This is a genomic window from Helicobacter sp. MIT 03-1614, assembly GCF_000762925.2.
Taxonomy (GTDB): Bacteria; Campylobacterota; Campylobacteria; order Campylobacterales; family Helicobacteraceae; genus Helicobacter_C; species Helicobacter_C hepaticus.
The window spans coordinates 168665-185887 of sequence record NZ_JRMS02000004.1; the positions used below are offsets into that span (position 1 = coordinate 168665).

Sequence of the window (17223 nt, forward strand, 5' to 3'; positions counted from 1 at the left end):
TTTAATTTATAGAATCAAAATGTGGCGATTATAGCATAAGTGAATCTTTCTTTAACAAATGCCAAAGTTTTTAAAATAAATTTACTCTGTGTTCTTTAAGGATTCTATGAATTTGCGCTCATTGGGATTTGCTTTTACGAAATTCTAGCTCATCTCTTGCTCTACAACTTGTTGTTTTAGCAAGAACTCGTAACTCCTCATCACTAAAAGATGAGTATTCATCGTGTTGGTCTATGATACAGGGCTTACATTTGGGTTTATCGCAGAAAAAATATGTTTTAAATATGCCATCATTAACCCTTTTGCCTTTAGGACTATACCAAATTCCCCTGCCATCGGGATACAAGTCAAAATCCCATACTTCCCCATAAGCTTTGAGTGTGCCTTTTATCTCACAAGAAAAGCCACCAAATAATAATTGATAATTTCCTCCTGAATTTTGCACACTAGCATTATTAAAAAATTGCGCAATATCTTCTTTACTAAAGTTTTGCGTTTTAAAATCACAATTTGCATTAAAATCTCTTTTATTTGCATCTGAATCATCTCTAATATTAAAGTCTAATATCTCAATATTTGCTTGGGCAGCATCATATTGATTTGCAAATTGCTCTAAAAGCGGTGTTATTGTCGCTCCTGCATTTTTAAGTCTGTGTATTTTAGTTTCTTGGTCTTGTATCAAAGATATTCTTGCCTTTTTAGCTTCTTCATCATTATTATCGATAGGCAGTGAGAGCTGAAAGCTAAGATTATAAGGATATTCTTCTCCTGCTCGTAAGGTTAAAAAAAGTGCGTCATTATAAGCTTCTTGGTTTTGTTCAAAAGGTAAAAGTTTTTTGAGCAGAGAGAATCTCCGCTCATCACTTGCAGCGAGAAAAAGAGCATTTGCCTTACCCATAAGATGAATATCTGCTCCTTTTGAAAGCATATAGGGTAAATGCTCAAAATATCGCTCAATAGGCGTTATATGCCCATTACTTTGATTTATATCTGCTCCAGATTCTATTAAGATTTGTGCAGTGCTAAAATCTTTGGCAACAAGCAGTGGGATTATTTTTTTATCCTCACCATTGGGACTTAATCCAAGAGAAAGGAGATAGATTAATATTTCTGTATTTCCGCTCCACGCTGCCTTTGCTACTGCTCCAAATCCTGCATAATCTCTAGTATAAATATCCACACCTGATTGCACAAGGGATATTACTTCGGAGTTATTACCTGATTCTATGGCTTTAAAGAATGCAGATTCTAATTCTGCGTTGCTTTTTGGCTTTAGCAATTTTTTTTCACTCAATTCTAAGGTGGCATTATTATGAATGCTATTTTGTGTGCTCTCTTTGTTTTGTGATTGGCAGCTTAAAAAGCATAAGCCACACAGCAAACATATAAAAATCCTCACACAAGCCCTACTAATCTTTTAGCATTTTCATAAGTATTTTTTGCAATAGGGCGGATAGAATCTGCACTTTTTGTAAGCACAGATTGGATATAGGTTTTGTCTTGGCTGATTTTGGCATAGGATTGCTGAATAGGACGCAAAGATTCTATAATGACTTCTGCAAGAGCCATTTTTAAATGCCCATAGCCTTTGCCTTCAAATTCTGCCTCAATGCTTTTGCGGCTTTTTTGTGTGAAAATCTCATAAATGCAAAGCAAATTATACAGCCCTGCGCGAGATTCATCAAAGACGATATTGCTTTGAGAATCTGTAACTGCCTTCTTGCATTTGCGCGTGATGACATCGGGGCTATCAAGTAAAAATATTGCGTGATTTTCACCTTGAGCAGATTTACTCATTTTGCTTTGTGGATTATCTAGTCCCATTACACGCGCACCAACTTGAGGTATCATCGGTTCTGGGATATTGAAGCACTCTCCATAATCGCGATTAAATCGCATTGCAACATCGCGTGTAAGCTCTAAATGCTGCTTTTGGTCTTCACCCACAGGCACAAAATCGGCTTGATAGAGTAAAATATCTGCTGCCATAAGCGCAGGGTAATTAAATAAGCCGACATTAATATTTTTTGGATTCTTATTTGATTTGTCTTTAAACTGCGTCATACGACTCATATCACCCATAGGAATATTGCAGTCTAAAATCCACGCTAATGCGGCGTGCTCGTCAATTTGACTTTGAATAAAAAGATGTGATTTTTTCGTATCAATCCCACAAGCAAGGAGAATGCCTGCAAGTTCATAGGTTTTATTTTGTAACTCTTGTGGGTTTTGTCGTATCGTAATAGCGTGAGAATTGACTACGCAAAAGATATTTTCATATTGCTCTTGTGAATCTACCCAATGTCTCACTGCACCAAGATAATTGCCTAAATGAATATTGCCTGTGGGTTGAATGCCTGAAAAAACGCGCTTTTTGCTTGAAGTGTGAGACATATTATTCCTTAAAAATAAAGTTTATAGAAATTAAGTTCCAAAAGTAGTATTGTATCAATTTTAGCTTATATCACTTATATATTTTACTTCGATATTAAGTTAAATAACTTTGAGTAAAAGGAGAAGCGAGAAAATCTAGTTTCAATAGACCAAAACGACTTGGCAAAGCTAAAGGATATTTTAAAAGATTATCCTGCGCAAATATCTTGCTATGCGATAAACATTAAAGGCGAAAATGGAGAATGCCCTTTGATTAAAGCCTTACAATCTTATACTAAGAGATTTCGCGGGATTTCCTCAATCCTCGCAAACATCTTGGAAGTCTCATCATCTACCACAACCGCTTCACCTTTTTTAAGGCTTTCTAAACCTTGCATAAATTTTTGCAAAGAAAGAAAATAAGCCAAATCCCACTTGTCCTCTTCAAATATCGTGCCATACTTGTGTCCCTTTGTGGTGAGGATTTTATACTCCTCAATCTTGTCTTGCAAAAAGCTCTCAAAGTCCTTGCCCTGCGCGTTTTTTCTGCCTTTGTGAAGCCCAAGAAAGAGTGCGTATTCTAGCGCTTCTAAGGTTTTATCCTCAAACATCGCAAAGACAAAAGGCAAGATTTCTCCCTCTGGCTTGGTATATACATCATCGTTGGTAAGCCCTTTAAGGTCTCTTCTGACTAAAAACTTACTCATCCCCGCTTTTGGCAAAGCAAAGAAGCTATTATCTAGCACTTCCTCGCTAAAAAGCTTGTTTTTAAGTGCGTAGATAAAAACTTGCTGCGCTCCTGTAAAAGTGTCTCTGTAATTATGCACCGAATGGTAATAAGAAAACGCCTCGGTGTAAATTTCACCAATACTAAAAGGGCTTAGCAAATCCCATATCTTTTTTAAAGTCTCTCCCTTTTTTATCCCTAAACACTCAAATTTTTTCGTTTGCGCCTCAATGTCAAGTATATCACTCCAAGCATATCTTAGTTCCTTAAGATAATCTTGCTTAAATTCCACGCCATTTTTAATAAGAAGTTCTGCAATATCTACCCTGCCACGACCTAAGGCACTTGCTAAAAAATCACGGCTTTTTTTGCCACCCTTTTGCGAAAGCAAAAATTCTTTATCCTGTGTGTTTTGGATAATAAATTCTACAAGCTCTAAAGGCGCACAGGCAAGCGCACTCCTTGTTCCGGTGGTTTTTTCTGCTATCCTCACAGAGTATTCTGTATTGTTTATACATTTAAGCACTCTGGCTAAATCTTTATCGCTGATTTTCTTATTTTTCTTGCTTTCAAGGATTTGCTTTAAGTCCTCCAACGCTTGCTGCAAATGCTCTACATAAAAGCCAAACTCCTTTGAGTATGAACTGGATTTTTCTTTTATAAAATCACAAACTGCTTTGATGTCTTTAAGTTGTTTCATTTTTTCTCCCTTGAATCATTCTTGCGTGCTACATTATATTGTTTTTTTGCAATCAAGTTCAGGCGTTGAATCCGCAGACAAAAGATTCTAAAAATTGCATTGAACCTTGTAAATCCCTAACGAATTTTATACAATGCTAAATGAAAACACAAATTTTGCAGAAGCGCGCTTTCATATCAAAGAGTTTCAAAAGGTTTAAGAGGAGAAAGTTTGCGATTAGAATCTATTGTTTTGACAGCCGTGCTTCTTGTGCTTGCTTGTGCAAGTTTCTTTTTGATTGTCAATGTATTTGAGTTAAGCCATACAAGTATTGCGCTTATCATTTTTATTTTGGGGCTGATTTGCGCAAAATTTGTCTTTCCTATCAAAGAGTTTCAAAAGGTTTAAGAGGAGAAAGTTTGCGATTAGAATCTATTGTTTTGACAGCCGTGCTTCTTGTGCTTGCTTGTGCAAGTTTCTTTTTGATTGTCAATGTATTTGAGTTAAGCCATACAAGTATTGCGCTTATCATTTTTATTTTGGGGCTGATTTGCGCAAAATTTGTCTTTCCTATGATGATAAAAGCCAAAGTAAATCAAAAGAATAAAGAATCTAACAAAGAGGCACATACAACGAAAAGAGCAAAAGAAAAAGCCATAAGGATAGAGGCGCAAGATAGGAGTGATGAGTCTATTGAGATAACATTTCCAGAGGAACAAGGGCAAGAAAGCTTAGTGAAAGATACATTAAACTTAAAGCAAGTAGTGAGCGACCCAAACTCTATTTACCACACAATAATCCACAACAAAAGGACTTTGCTTGATTTTCTTTTTATGCAAAGCAAAAAGAGCGGGAGAATCCCAAATATCGTTCTTTTCTTTGGCTTGGATTGTAAAATTAAGAAAAAAGACATTAAAGCTGTTTTGGACGCGTTTAATATCAGTTTTTATGATGAAAATATAAATGAGAATTTTAAAAGAAGCTTTGCATTTATCACACAAGCAAAGGCTGATTATGGGTTGATTGTGCTAGAAAAAGAAAGCGGAGAGCTTATTGATGTCATTCTTGCTAATGAAACGATAAATAATATATATGATTTAAGTCTTGAAATCTGGAATCTCTTTGAAAATGCTAACCCTTATCCACAGGCAAAAAGCTTAAGTGGTAAGAGTTGTCTGCTTTTGTATGATAACTTTATCACGCGATATAGTGGGGATATATACTTTCATATGGGTAGTATTAGCTCACTTGATATAAGAGAAAGGCTTAAAGATAAAAGGGAGCAAAATATCTTTGGCTATATAGAGCGAGGCGTATCAAGTGGCATTGATAGTAGCGAATATGAATACAATAAGGAACAAGCACAAAAGGCATTAAGGGCTTTAAGTGAGTATTTTGATGATGATATGTTGGCTTTTGTCAATATGACTAGCTTTAATGCACCCTTTAGTGCGCTAGTCAAAGATAATGGCAAAAAGCTACAAGTGCTGTTTTTTAGCGATGAATACGATTCTAATGGAGTAGATGTTGATAATAATTTTTTTACTGACCCTTATCTAGCCCTGCTTGATACACTAGGAGAAGAGGAGGAAATCTATGCGGAATCGCTTTATGGTGTAAATTTATTAGAACCAAAAGAACAAGCAGAATCTATGCAAGATAATGAAAAAGACGACAATAAAGAGCAGAATTGGGACTTCAAGGCAGATTCTTTTCATATAAAATCCTTTGATATGACAAAAGCCATTATACAATCGGTAAGAAATGCAAGTAATGCAATGGAGCAAGATATTGAAGAATACGATGAAGTAAGCAGTGAGCATAAGGAAATGTATCTGCAAAAAGAGAAGCAAAATGCGTTTATTGCAGTTTTCAAACTCTCAAATGAGGAGTATGCAAAACTCACACCAAAAGACTTTCAAAATTACCAAAAAGAGCTCAACTCCTTGATTAAGAATTTTGTCATTACCATTGAACATTTTGAGGAGGAATTAGAGGTAGAATATACGCAAAACTTGCGCAATATACTAGAGGATAAAAAGAGCGTTATTTGTATTCCCGTGTATGAAATCAAAGTTATTTCGCGTTTGAAATCAAAGTAAAATCTCTCACTTTGATTTCATATATGAAATTTACAACTCAACTTTTTCATCGCACATTTGTGGGATACTCTCTTGCCTATGGGCAAAAAGCTTTTTAATGTCTTCTTTATATTAATCCCTCAATCTCAATGCTCACAATGCTTCTACCGACTTTGCTTAACACAATCTCGTGATTTTTGAGAAAGGCAAAATTGATAAGGGCTTCATAATTTGTAGCTATCACAAACACGACCGCCTCGCCTCTTAGCTCTGCTAATTCATAACTCACTCTATTGAGCTCACTATCGGGGACGATGATATTAAAAGCATTTGTGCGCTTGAAATTGCCCTTTGTGAGCTGTGTATTGCCGCTTTCATCAGTTTGGACTTTGGAGAAATCAAGCATAGAAATCGCATTTCCATCATAAAGCGTGGTGGCAAGCTCTAATAAATCCCCACAAATAATTGAGCCTATACGCACAATGCTCGTGCCATATGCTCTAATCCTAAAATACACATTGCGCGTAAAAGTGCTGCGTTCATAATAGATATTTCGTTTAAATTTTCTGCCCCAGCTCCCAAAAAAGTATTCGCTCCAAGAAGCAATATTTTGAGCATACAGCTTGTATTCTTTACTCTCAATAATTTCTGCGGTAAGAGAATCTATCACTTCAATGCTTAAATACTTCGCCTCAAGCCCACTTATGTATAAAGCCTTTGCGCCAAAACAACCAAAAGTGAGGCAAATGCACTCTTTTGCTTCACTTTGGGTGTTGAGATAATAATCAAAACACGCCCATTCATTCGTGCTTCCCACACGCTCCCACACGCTCTTATCATCTAATGGCTTATCCACATTATCGCTTAAAGCTTGATAGATACATTTGCCATCATTGACTTTATCGCCCTTTGTGTATGCCTCGCCTAGATTGAATCTTGCGCTGCTCTCAATGAGATTAGATTCTATAAGAGTTATATCACCACGAGTTAAAATTTTCATATTGCACCTTTATTTCTAACTATTTATTGAATCTCTCTTTAATAAGGGAGAGGGGTTAGGCGAGCTTGTTCCCGCTTGACTTACTTCTAGGCTTTCTTGATTCACACGCAAGAGTGATTTAAGCGTGGTGAGCATATTGACTTGGAGCTTTTCAGAGCTGCTTTCTTGCTCTAGTTTATAATCTTCTAACTTCTTTACTTTTTGTAAAAATGGGTCAATGAGATTGAGTTTGGTTTTGCTCTCATCTTTAAGAGCCTGCTCATATTTTTTACTTGCAGAGCCACTTTGCATTAATGCCTCACCCAAAGCGTTAATGCGCTCAATAGTTTGCGGGTCAAAGCTCTCTTTCAACGCTTCTTCTCGGTAGTTTAAATAATTATCAATATTCACATCACTCGCCCCTAAGCTTTCTAAGATTCTATCTACTTGCTTACGTGCAAGCTCTTCTTGATATTTTAAGCCCTCTATACTTTGGTCTTTGAATTGATAAAGCCACACTTGAAAACTCTGCCCTGTGGATACAAATGCAGCAAGGCTTTCACTTAATGCCTCGCTTACTTGCTTATTCATACTCTTAGCATATTCTTCCCATACACTATAAATTGCATTGATATTTGGCGTGATAAGATGCTCTTTTAAAGCATTATGTGGAGCTTCATAAAAGCTCTTTATCAGCTCTTTTGCCCCAGCATTTAAAATATCTGCATAGCTTTTGTAATCCCCTTTAGCAATACTTAAGCTTTTGACACCACCGCCAATATCTTGCAGTAAATATTCATAACCCCTTATGCTTTGTTGGATTCCTTTTAGGGCGAGACTTGAAGCGTTATAGTGTTCTCTCCAATTGCTTGTGTTGCTTTGCAAACCCCACCATTTCTTTTTGACTTCTTTTTTATCGGCAAACTCACGCGCATTCACATTGTCTTTTGTAGCCTTTGAGATAAGCTCCACACCTTGCGCGGTGGTTGTGAGCTTGCTTGAGTTAAAGCTCCCAAATAACGTTCCGCCAAGCCCTCCAACAAGTCCGCCTACAAGTGCGCCTAAGCTCGTGCCAATCACAGGCACAAAACTCCCAATAGCCGCTCCCGTTGTAGCTCCTCCTGCTGCGCCAATTTGGGTGTATTTTTGTGTCTTGGCGGCATTTTCATTATTACTTATGAAGCTACCAACTAAGCCTCCAACTGCACTTGCAATGCCAAATCCTGCAAGTGCGTCCCCTGCGACTTCTCCTAGTGAAGATTGCCCAATTTGCAAACCTGTTGCTTTCCCTATAATCCCGCCGACTGCGCCATTACTGCCTAAGCCATCAATAGCGGAAGCAAGGGATTTATTCATAGATTCTATAACAGAGGATTCCATAAACGCAGCAGAGATAGAAGTCGCAAAACCTTTGGTGATAACACTTTGCAGAGATGAAAAAAGTTCATTGATTAAACTTCGAAAATAATGAACATTGCCATTAAATATGCTCTGTATATCCTCATTAAGGGCAGATTCAATATTGCTTTTGAGGTCTTTATAAGCTTTTGAATACTCTTGTATATGCTCCATTTTTTGCTCGTGGAGTTCGAGCTCTAGGGCATAAAGCTCATTTGCACTATTTTTGTTTATAGAATCTAGCTCTTTTTTGATTTTTTGCAGTGAGCCATCTTTGACATTAAAGATGAGTCCAACACTTATTTGTTTCATATTGCTTCCATCTCCACAATCATTTCTTTATATAATCCCAGCAGCTCCAAACTATCAAATCCATAATAAATGCAAAAATCCTTTAAAATGGCATAATTAATGTGCCTAAAAACGCTCATTCCGCCCACACTAAATTCTAAGCAGAGATTAAATCCAAGGGCTAAAAGCTGCTCTTCTGTGTCCAACACAATGGGCAAAGGCACAGATTGTTTATCTTGGGCTAAAAATGCCCTCTCCTTTGCCCAGCGTATTAGTTTTTTCTTTTGATGCCTTTTAATGCTCTAAATTGCTCGTTTATGCGGATATAAAAATCTGCTAATGAGCCATTTTCCATTAAATCATCAATAAACTCTTGCGCCCTCTCTCCTTTGAGATTCTCACTCAAATGCTTTTTTGTCATCTCTAAGCTGCTTAAGGATTCTTTATTGCGTTCAATTTCTTGAATCTGATTGGTGCTGCTCTCTAAAATTGTAAGCTTCACATTCTCGCCTGTGCTTAAAATAGCCTCAAATTCAAGGCTTCCTCGCTCTACTTTAAATACAAAACTTTTATTCATTTCAAATCTCCTTATTCATTATTTTAATGTCTTGTAAAAGGTAGCAAAACCACCTTTTACACCTAAATCCCGTGCTTATGGCACTCATATTGTTAATAGCTTATAATTTTGTTTGCTGAATGTAATGCGTATAATAGCCCTCATCGGTTTTATTCGCACTGCCTTCAAAATCCATAGTCGCAAACTCCTCACTCATCAGCGGCAAATCCCCGCTCATTTTGATATTTGCTTCATAGACTACACCTATCACTTGTCTTGCTTGCACAGGCGCGCCTACAAAGATAAGCTTTGCTTTAAGCAAAGGATTGCTTCCTGCTTTGATTTCAATGAATCTATACTCTTTATCTGCTACCTCTCCGTGAGGGAGTATCTCCCCTGCCGCAAAATCCACCACCTTTGTTTCAGAGCCTAAAGCTGCAGCAAGATTGGCTGGAGAGAAGCTATTGCATTTAATTTTAAGCGTATAGTTCTCTTCAGTTACGACTTCTGCGATTTTTTGCTTTAATCCTGCGCTTCGCGTAAAGGCGGTGGCAGTTGTCGTATCACGCGTAAGAGTTATCTCTGTCGCGCCCATATCAAACTTTTGGCTGCCTAAGCTTCCATCTGGCAAATAAGGCTGCAAATACATCACGCCTCCGCTTAAAAATAAGTTGTCCTTTTGTGTGTTATTCATTTTTTACTCCTTGTTCTATTAATTTAATGTCTTGTAAAAGGTAGCAAAGCCACCTTTTACGCCTAAAGCCCGTGCTTAGGGCACTCATAATGTCTTAGGCACTACTGCGCACCTCATTGATTTGCACTTCAAAGTTCTCCACTCCGTGCTTTTTAACAAAATCATAAAACTCAGCAATAGCAGAAGTAGAATCTACTATGCCCATATCGTTTTTACCTTTACCTAAGCCTATGCAACCCTCTACATCTTTGCCTGTATTCATAATGTGAATAAAAATGCAGCGAGATTCAAAACTTGGTAGCATAGGCGTATAAAGCAAAAGCCCTACATTTTTAAAGCCCCATTTTGTGTATCGCTCGTGATATTTTGGCTCTATGAGCTCTTTGTAATCATCAAATCTAACATTTCTGTATCCATTTTTTGCGACTGCGGTTTTAGTGAAATTCCATTTCAGCTTGTAAGTGCGAGGCATTATGCGATGGTCTTTACCCCTCTCATCACTGCTTTGTGAGCCATTCTCTCCGCTAAAGTATTTAAAAAGCACTTTATTGTTACTATCAAGCAAAGTAGCATCACCAATGGTTGTTTTCTCACCTTTTGCATCTGCAAGTTTGCTAATGTGCGTTCTTTGAATAAGAAGCTTATACATTTTCCCTCCTTTTTAGTAAAATAGTGATTCATACAAATACACATTGAGTGCAATACTTAGCGTAAGAGCAATCATAATCACGAAGCGAACAACCTTGTAAGTCTTACTTTCTCTCATTGTGTATCTCCTTTGCTCCTACCATTTTTGAAAGCCAAAAGCTCTTTTGCTAAAGAAATAGCTTTCTCCACGCCAAAAAATCCAATTGCTGCACTTATGCCTACTCGCGCAAGGTAAGGTAAATCAGTAGCGCTTAAGAGGGCATACACCATCACGCATAAAAAGCTTGAGGTGAGCAAACTCTTTAAGGCAGCCTTAAAAGGGTGGCGATGCTCCGCCCCCTCTTGTGTCTCTTCATTAAAAAAGCTTACAATGCCAGCGAGTAGCCCAACAACAGCAATGGGTAAAAGTTCTATATAATGCTCAATCAAAGCAAACCTCCTTCAATCACTCGTCCTATGCTTAAAGCCACACAAATGATAATCGCACCCCACAAAGCCTTGTGTATGACAAACCAAAACCGCTTAAGAGTAGGCGAAATATCGCAGTGATACTTGCCAATCAAAAACCAGCGAAAATAAAACCAAAATCGTTTGAGTTTTGGTATCGCTTTCATTGAATCTCCTTGTCTCCTCTGCACATTTTTAAATCTCGCTCCAAAGCTTGTGTATAAGCAAAAATCGCTTTTACATCAACACTCACTTTGCCGCTTTTGCTTGGACGCTCTCTTTTTGCCACATTACATTTTGTGGGGATAAGCACCTCTACATATTCCACCCTTGCACACCCGCTTAAGAGCAAAGCACTAAGGAGAAGAAGCATAAAACACTTCAAGTGCATATTCCACCTCCTGTAATTGCTTGAGGGCAGCTGTTTGAGAATCTATAGCATCTCTATAAGATTCATATTCTTTTGTCTGCTGTGGATTATGTGAAGTGTAATAAGCTGATAGAAACTCTTGCTCTATGCGTTTGCTTTGCGCGTTATAAGATTCAATCTCTTCTTTTTGCAACGCTTGCTCTTTAATTGCCTTATTTTGATTGGAAAGGTGATTTTGAAGCAATCTATTTTGCACCTTTGTATCAATGATGTTGCTTTGCCAAAGTAAAAGTGCAGCAAAAACGCCAAAACACACTCCAAACAATACATAAAACCTCATACTACCTCCTTAAACCAATGATGAAAGTTTAGTGAGGCTTAGGCTTTTAATTTCAAAAAATTCTTATAAAAAAAGAGCATTGCAATGGTGTAGAGTTGTGATTTAAGTTTTGGGATTATCCCTTTGAGTATAGATGCAATGTAGATTCTATAAAGGAGTATGTATGATGACTATTACACCGCTTCCCACACCGCCTAGTAGCAATGATACAGCAAGCTTTGATATAAGAGCTGATGCGTTTATAGGGGCTTTGCCTACTTTTGTCCAAGAGCTGAATGACTTTGGTTTGGATATTTCTAACATTGGCAAAAATACCTTTGAGAAAGCGCAAGTTGTTATCAAAGAAGGGCAAAAAGAGCTTTTAGAGCAACACAACATCTATAAAGCGCAAATAGAGCAAATGATTGAAGCAGCACAATTACTTATCGCAGCTCAAAGTGCAATCAAAAGCGATATGTGGAGCACGACTTTGCATTCTATTCTTTTTACCATTAAAAGCCTTATTCAAGAGCGTAAAGAAATCTTGCATCATAGAGCTAAAATAGGGCAATATGGGCTTTTTTTCCGCTCATCTTTGCCTCAAGGCTGGGTGAAAGCGGGGAGCTTACTCAAAAAAAGAGAATATCCCCTTGCGTATATGTATTTTAAAAACACAAGCAAAAGTTTGCAAGAGGACTGCCCTAAAGGCTATTTTAGACTACCTAAGCCTAATGTCTATGCTAAAGGTTGCAGTGATTTTAAACGCGTGGGTGAATTTGAAAGAGAGGGCTTACCAAATGTCAATGCAGGGAATTATGTCAATGATAGCTGGAGATACTCTCTAGGCGGAAAAGGTGGGGGCAGTAGAGATGATTGGGGTTGTGCCACATCACACGCGAATTTTGCATTAAGTAATTGGAATAGTATCTATGGACGCACAGATTCTGTGGAAGTCAATCATAACCTTTACTTAGAGGGCTTTTATGTGGGGGAGGACAAAATGAGGTTGAAATAAATGCCTAAATCGCGGGCTTTTGTCCTCGCGGTTGGATGCTTGCGAGATTAAACCCTTTGGGGTTGAATGGCGCGAAGTGGGATTAACTCCCACGAAGCAAGACATTAGAAAGTGAGTTGATGAATGCTTTAGTAGTCATAACTCAAGCTTTAGGCGCACACAGGGGCTTTGCTCCTGTGTGTAAGACATTAAATCAATAGAACAAGGAGTAAAAATGCCCACAGAGCAAACACAACAAATGCAAACATTACTAGAGATAAAAGCAGAACTCAATAAGCTAAGTAGCCTTGATTATAGCTTAGAGCAGCCATTGCAGATTCTCAATCATCACGCCGATATGCTTAAAAGTGAGATTGACACTCATATAAACACATTAAACACAGCTTTAAGAGATATAAATATCCGCTCAAAAAGGCTTTTGTCTATGCACCTTTATCGTAGCTTGGCTTATCAAGATATTATCAAAAATACTAAGGGTGAAGTGATATGTTATGGTGATGTGTATATGAAAGGTTTGAGTGTTAATAATAACACAGGAAGCGGCAGAGCAAATGCCGCATTTTTCTCGCGAGTTGGCTTACCGAGTGATATAGAATTTATTGAAGTCTTTGGTGGATACACGACCTTTTATGCCTTGCCAAAAGAGGGGAACTTCCTCTATGTATGGGGAGCAAATGTGCAAGGTTGTGCAGGAGTAGGGCACACGAATGCTTTAAGCTTGCCTGTGAGGGTAGATTTTCCCTCTAGGGTGGTAAAAGTATGCTGTGGCACTTCAGAATCTAATGCCAAACAATCCGCGATTGTCCTCCTTGAAAATGGCTTGGTATATGTGAGTGGGAGCAATTCAATAGGAGAGCTTGGAGTGGGGAATACTCTGCCTCTTTCCACTTTCACACAAAACCCACATTTAAGTGATATTAAAGACATTTTTCTTTGCAGTAATGGCAATGTTGGGCTGTTTATGGCTATTGATAATGAGGGAGCACTCTATGTATGCGGACATAATCAACAAGGTGCGTGTGGCAATGGCAGCAATACAAATCTCACACTCCCATTTAAGCTTAGCTTTAATCAACAAGTCAAGCTTGCCAAAGCAAGTATAAATACAAGCTCTAATACGCATTATTGCACAGCTATGATTGTCCTAGAAGATGGGAGTGTGCGCGGAGCAGGATATGCGCTAGAGAATAATCTCTCTCAAAATGCGGTGGGGAATCTCAATATCTTTACCACACTCTTAAATGAGCAAGGAGAGCCTCTAAGCGAGATTGTTGATGTGTTTCCTGCAAGTATTGGCGGCACAAGCTTAGCGTTAGATTCAAATGGCAATCTCTATGCGTGGGGCAAAGGAGCATATGGCTATGGCAATGACAATGCAACAGCTAATGCAAAAGCACAAAAAGTGCTAGAAAATGTAGAGAGCGTGCAGCATTGGGATAGGGCAAATACGCGTTGCGTAGCCAAACTCAAAGACACTCAAACTCTGCTTGCCTTTGGATTTAATACTGATAGTGCGCTAGGCGTTGGCAATGCAAGTAATACAAGAGTGTGGAAAAATGTGCTTTTGCCTCCTGCAATGAGTGAGTATAAACTGCAATGTTTTGGAGCGGAAGCGCATTTAGTAGTCATAGCAGATAATGAAATCTATGCGTGCGGAACGAGCAGAGATGGAAGTATCAAATACACCACACCCACATTACAAAAACAATAAGGAGGATTCTATGCAAATATATGAACTTCAAGCAAGCAAAGTCTTAGAAGTGCAAGGTGATTTTATCTGTATTGGGGAAGAGGAAGGGAAGATTTATGTTCAAGCAGAGAATCTTAAAAAGCCTTTTAAACCCTCTCATCTCCCACAAAGATTGCAAGAGCAGTTTGCAGGAGAATTAAAAAAGCTAAGAGCGCAAAAAGAGCAGGAGTTTAATGCTAAGTGCGATGAGCTTTTGGCACATTTTGAAAGCGATGCACTAGGGGAGTCATATATGTATGATATGGCTTTGAGAGACCAAATTAATCTTTTGGGATTGCTCTTATCAAAAAGTGATGGATTCTTAAGAGCACGTAAGGGTGAAGAGCCTAAGGCGAATTATCCTCACACAAAGGCGCAAATAAGCAAACTCTATGCAGACAGCCTCGCTCATAAAAATAGAATCTTATCTCAATGTGGGGTTTTAAAAAGCTATCTTTTGGAGCTAGATTCAATAGAGGCAATCAATGCGCTTAGCTGGGAAGATTATGAGGGTATTCAAGGAACAAACTAGGGCGGGATAATCCCGCACTTTCTTAAAGTAGAATCTAGCTTTTATAATCTCAAAATATATCCCTTCTATGATTATTAGGCACACCCATTTTGTGTATGAGTGCAACTTTAACCTAACGCCCCTTTAGCTCTTTTACCTTCACGATTGATATTAATTTCATTAGCATATAAAGCCCATTTTTACCAATGCCAAATTCACCTTTACCTTTAATTTCCATCACAACCATTTTCACAATTTTTGTTTTATAAGATGATTCTTGTAAAATATATCCCTCATTTTCTAGTGTTGTAAGCATATGTGATACATAGATTATCACTAAGCTTTGCCAATTTTTATTATGCTCTAGCTGTTTGATTTTGTTAAACTCATAAATTTTTGTAGCCATAAGAACACAAAACCAAGAGGCAATTTTATAAAAATCTATGCTACAAAATTTAGAATCAAATTGTTTGAGATAGCTTTCATAAAAAGCCATAATATCATCTATACATTCGTGCATATAATCTGCTGGAATATTGATATTATGTTCCTTAGCTAATTTGCATAATTCAAAAATAATTTCAGTAACAATCTCCTTATTTTCTTTAGTTAGCATACTATCTTGTATGTTACTCATCAATATCCTTGCATATTTGCTCTAAATCCAACTTTTTAATAGATTCAATCTTTGCTTGTTGTAGTCTTTGTGCCTTTTCATCATTGTGAGCAAGCCCAAGATAATATTCTTTTAAAGAATCTGATGAGTGGTTTTCAATTTTGCCTTCATTGAGTCTCATATTCCCGCCAAAAACCTTATTCATTGAAGTTTCTACTGCTTGTCTAATCTCTTCTTTTTTCATTTGCCACTCCTTAACAAAATGAAATACATTTTCCTTATTAAGCATAAAGCATACCCTTTATGCCAAGCAAGCTTTTTTGTATAATAATCGGATTTTACTTTTATAAAATAAAATGTGAAATTCTAGTGTATTTTTTCATATTTTAGGTAACAAAAAGACACATTTCTTGTTTCTTTTTTACTTCTCCATAGATTCTCTCTTCTTCTTCCTAGCCTCCCTTATTATCTCTCGTATCGTATTTTCGCTCAAATTATACTTATGCGCCAAAAACGCAGCATTATAGCCATTAAATTCCTGCACAATGTGCTCTTTCGCATTTGGGGAAACCTTAGGCACATAGATACTCACGCCCCCATAAGTCTTATAGATTTTCTCCCAACTCATACCATTTTTGTAACTCTCACAAATGTGTTCAAGTAGATTCTTATCCATTATCGCTCTCCTGTAATCTTTTGTAAGCCTGTGATGATTTTACTCGCCTCTGTTTTATCTAACGCCCATAAAGGCTTATATGCCCCAATTTGTCGTGTGATAAACCTCCTCTTTGCTTTATATCCAAAGCCTCTTTGTTTCATTATTGCCTCAATCTTTGCCCTCTGTGCCGCACTTATGCCGCCTTTTCTTTGTATATAATCTCTATCGGGTGCTTTGGAATCTAAAATATCAAGCACCTCTAAAAGCTCTGCTTCATTAAGGAATCTACAAGAATCCACGCCATAGCGCACTTCTAACCACGCTTCCCACGCCTGTGCTTCCTTGATGAGCTTGTATTTTGGGTGCGTATGGATAGCACATAGCATTGATTGTTGAGTTCGCATATTCTCTCCTTTCGTGCTTTAAAGCTATTTTTAATGCCCTAATGCCTCAATTTTTGGCTCAATGCGGAAATTATCTTTCACTACGCGCTTCAATCCAAGCTTGACTAATGAGCCTTCATCTAGTTCGCTCAAAGCCTCTTTATTTGGCTTCTCTTCATAAATGAGGCAATCCCTTAGCCCAAAGCTCTTAATTGCAGCAATTAAAGATTCTACTTTTGCTTTTACGCGCGGGAGGCTCACTGATTTACTCAAGCGATAACCAATGATGCCAAAGACTAGCTCTTTGCTTCTTTTGTCTGCAAAGTCCGCCTTATGGCTCTCACAAAAGCATTCTATCTCTGCTCGGATAAAGTTTGCCTCATTGTTAAGGCTTTCTACTTGAGGTTTGTATTCCTCTTTAATCTTGTTGCAAGCAAGCGTTACTTCACCCTCAATATGAGCAATCGCCACTTCAATCTCACATAACCTTTTAAGATTCATATCCACATCTTCAAAGCTTTTTAATTCCATTGAATCCCTCCTTTGTCTCTACTTACCACATCAACGCATTTATAACCATTTATCACCTCATTCACGCCTCCTTTGAGAAATATATACTCATTATTCACAAAGTAATGTGTGCTTAAATACCTTGCCTTGCGCCCATAAATATAAAAGGGCTTAAACAATTCAGCCTTGCTCATATCTCCCTCCTTACACAATAATCATACTTACCGCTTGAGCAATGA

24 protein-coding genes are annotated in these 17223 nt (G+C 37.8%); 5 read left to right on the forward strand and 19 right to left on the reverse strand.

The window, feature by feature from the left end; all coding sequences use genetic code 11:
• Nucleotides 1-118 precede the first annotated feature (118 nt).
• The 3 genes from LS66_RS04155 to LS66_RS04165 all read right to left on the reverse strand — a co-directional run bounded on the left by LS66_RS04155 (nucleotide 119) and on the right by LS66_RS04165 (nucleotide 3800).
• Nucleotides 119-1399 carry an ankyrin repeat domain-containing protein gene (locus LS66_RS04155; RefSeq protein WP_034366301.1) on the reverse strand — a complete coding sequence of 427 codons (1281 nt, stop codon included), beginning with the start codon at nucleotides 1397-1399 and terminating at the stop codon, nucleotides 119-121.
• Nucleotides 1396-2394: a tryptophan--tRNA ligase gene (gene trpS, locus LS66_RS04160; protein ID WP_034366298.1), complete on the reverse strand. Its 999-nt coding sequence runs from the start codon at nucleotides 2392-2394 to the stop codon at nucleotides 1396-1398. The genes LS66_RS04155 and trpS overlap by 4 nt, the downstream gene beginning before the upstream one ends.
• Before the next feature lie 269 nt (nucleotides 2395-2663).
• On the reverse strand, nucleotides 2664-3800 hold the full coding sequence (locus LS66_RS04165; protein ID WP_052057354.1) for a hypothetical protein: 1137 nt from the start codon (nucleotides 3798-3800) through the stop codon (nucleotides 2664-2666).
• 210 nt (nucleotides 3801-4010) lie between these two features.
• Here LS66_RS04165 and LS66_RS10050 point away from each other — a divergent pair, with 210 nt between their 5' ends.
• Together LS66_RS10050 and LS66_RS04170 are read left to right on the forward strand one after the other, a co-directional pair.
• Nucleotides 4011-4187, forward strand: a complete 177-nt coding sequence (locus tag LS66_RS10050) for a hypothetical protein (protein WP_161594727.1) — start codon at nucleotides 4011-4013, stop codon at nucleotides 4185-4187.
• A gap of 11 nt (nucleotides 4188-4198) precedes the next feature.
• Nucleotides 4199-5881, forward strand: a complete 1683-nt coding sequence (locus tag LS66_RS04170; RefSeq protein ID WP_034366295.1) for a hypothetical protein — start codon at nucleotides 4199-4201, stop codon at nucleotides 5879-5881.
• Nucleotides 5882-5987: 106 nt separating this feature from the next.
• Here the strand turns inward: LS66_RS04170 and LS66_RS04175 are convergent, their stop codons facing one another.
• The 10 genes from LS66_RS04175 to LS66_RS04220 form a co-directional block, all read right to left on the reverse strand.
• Complete coding sequence (locus LS66_RS04175) at nucleotides 5988-6860, reverse strand: hypothetical protein (protein WP_034367821.1); 873 nt, start codon at nucleotides 6858-6860, stop codon at nucleotides 5988-5990.
• A 15-nt stretch (nucleotides 6861-6875) separates the two neighbouring features.
• Complete coding sequence (locus tag LS66_RS04180) at nucleotides 6876-8549, reverse strand: glycine zipper domain-containing protein (RefSeq protein ID WP_034367818.1); 1674 nt, start codon at nucleotides 8547-8549, stop codon at nucleotides 6876-6878.
• Nucleotides 8546-8752 carry a hypothetical protein gene (locus LS66_RS04185; RefSeq protein ID WP_034363851.1) on the reverse strand — a complete coding sequence of 69 codons (207 nt, stop codon included), beginning with the start codon at nucleotides 8750-8752 and terminating at the stop codon, nucleotides 8546-8548. Before LS66_RS04185 ends, LS66_RS04180 begins: the two co-directional genes overlap by 4 nt.
• Before the next feature lie 47 nt (nucleotides 8753-8799).
• Nucleotides 8800-9105: a hypothetical protein gene (locus tag LS66_RS04190; RefSeq protein WP_011115611.1), complete on the reverse strand. Its 306-nt coding sequence runs from the start codon at nucleotides 9103-9105 to the stop codon at nucleotides 8800-8802.
• Between the two features lie 100 nt (nucleotides 9106-9205).
• A complete protein-coding gene (locus LS66_RS04195; protein WP_034367815.1) occupies nucleotides 9206-9778 on the reverse strand; it encodes a hypothetical protein in 573 nt (190 codons plus the stop codon).
• A gap of 94 nt (nucleotides 9779-9872) precedes the next feature.
• Nucleotides 9873-10427, reverse strand: coding sequence for a DUF5675 family protein (locus tag LS66_RS04200; RefSeq protein ID WP_052057497.1), 555 nt, complete (start codon nucleotides 10425-10427; stop codon nucleotides 9873-9875).
• A gap of 113 nt (nucleotides 10428-10540) precedes the next feature.
• Nucleotides 10541-10855, reverse strand: a complete 315-nt coding sequence (locus LS66_RS04205) for a phage holin family protein (RefSeq protein WP_034367813.1) — start codon at nucleotides 10853-10855, stop codon at nucleotides 10541-10543.
• On the reverse strand, nucleotides 10852-11040 hold the full coding sequence (locus tag LS66_RS04210) for a hypothetical protein (RefSeq protein ID WP_034367811.1): 189 nt from the start codon (nucleotides 11038-11040) through the stop codon (nucleotides 10852-10854). The genes LS66_RS04205 and LS66_RS04210 overlap by 4 nt, the downstream gene beginning before the upstream one ends.
• On the reverse strand, nucleotides 11037-11246 hold the full coding sequence (locus LS66_RS04215) for a hypothetical protein (protein ID WP_034367808.1): 210 nt from the start codon (nucleotides 11244-11246) through the stop codon (nucleotides 11037-11039). The genes LS66_RS04210 and LS66_RS04215 overlap by 4 nt, the downstream gene beginning before the upstream one ends.
• Nucleotides 11230-11583 (reverse strand): hypothetical protein, encoded by a 354-nt coding sequence (locus LS66_RS04220; protein ID WP_034367805.1) that lies wholly within the window; start codon nucleotides 11581-11583, stop codon nucleotides 11230-11232. The genes LS66_RS04215 and LS66_RS04220 overlap by 17 nt, the downstream gene beginning before the upstream one ends.
• Before the next feature lie 163 nt (nucleotides 11584-11746).
• Here LS66_RS04220 and LS66_RS04225 point away from each other — a divergent pair, with 163 nt between their 5' ends.
• The 3 genes from LS66_RS04225 to LS66_RS04235 all read left to right on the forward strand — a co-directional run bounded on the left by LS66_RS04225 (nucleotide 11747) and on the right by LS66_RS04235 (nucleotide 14838).
• Nucleotides 11747-12577 carry a hypothetical protein gene (locus tag LS66_RS04225; protein WP_034367803.1) on the forward strand — a complete coding sequence of 277 codons (831 nt, stop codon included), beginning with the start codon at nucleotides 11747-11749 and terminating at the stop codon, nucleotides 12575-12577.
• Between the two features lie 214 nt (nucleotides 12578-12791).
• Nucleotides 12792-14288, forward strand: coding sequence for a hypothetical protein (locus LS66_RS04230; protein ID WP_011115602.1), 1497 nt, complete (start codon nucleotides 12792-12794; stop codon nucleotides 14286-14288).
• A 10-nt stretch (nucleotides 14289-14298) separates the two neighbouring features.
• Nucleotides 14299-14838 carry a hypothetical protein gene (locus LS66_RS04235; RefSeq protein WP_034367800.1) on the forward strand — a complete coding sequence of 180 codons (540 nt, stop codon included), beginning with the start codon at nucleotides 14299-14301 and terminating at the stop codon, nucleotides 14836-14838.
• A gap of 112 nt (nucleotides 14839-14950) precedes the next feature.
• On the opposite strand, the gene LS66_RS04240 is transcribed toward LS66_RS04235, so the two are convergent.
• The 6 genes from LS66_RS04240 to LS66_RS04265 all read right to left on the reverse strand — a co-directional run bounded on the left by LS66_RS04240 (nucleotide 14951) and on the right by LS66_RS04265 (nucleotide 17178).
• Nucleotides 14951-15454 (reverse strand): hypothetical protein, encoded by a 504-nt coding sequence (locus LS66_RS04240; protein ID WP_034367797.1) that lies wholly within the window; start codon nucleotides 15452-15454, stop codon nucleotides 14951-14953.
• A complete protein-coding gene (locus LS66_RS04245; protein ID WP_138091881.1) occupies nucleotides 15447-15677 on the reverse strand; it encodes a hypothetical protein in 231 nt (76 codons plus the stop codon). The genes LS66_RS04240 and LS66_RS04245 overlap by 8 nt, the downstream gene beginning before the upstream one ends.
• A gap of 177 nt (nucleotides 15678-15854) precedes the next feature.
• The gene (locus LS66_RS04250) at nucleotides 15855-16109 is read right to left on the reverse strand and encodes a Mor transcription activator family protein (protein WP_034367791.1); all 255 of its coding nucleotides are present in this window, start codon (nucleotides 16107-16109) and stop codon (nucleotides 15855-15857) included.
• Nucleotides 16109-16495, reverse strand: a complete 387-nt coding sequence (locus LS66_RS04255) for a phage protein GemA/Gp16 family protein (protein WP_011115597.1) — start codon at nucleotides 16493-16495, stop codon at nucleotides 16109-16111. The genes LS66_RS04250 and LS66_RS04255 overlap by 1 nt, the downstream gene beginning before the upstream one ends.
• 30 nt (nucleotides 16496-16525) lie before the next feature.
• The gene (locus LS66_RS04260) at nucleotides 16526-17005 is read right to left on the reverse strand and encodes a host-nuclease inhibitor Gam family protein (RefSeq protein WP_034367788.1); all 480 of its coding nucleotides are present in this window, start codon (nucleotides 17003-17005) and stop codon (nucleotides 16526-16528) included.
• Entirely contained in the window at nucleotides 16996-17178 is a 183-nt protein-coding gene (locus LS66_RS04265) for a hypothetical protein (RefSeq protein WP_034367785.1), read from the reverse strand. Before LS66_RS04265 ends, LS66_RS04260 begins: the two co-directional genes overlap by 10 nt.
• Between the last annotated feature and the right edge of the window lie 45 nt (nucleotides 17179-17223).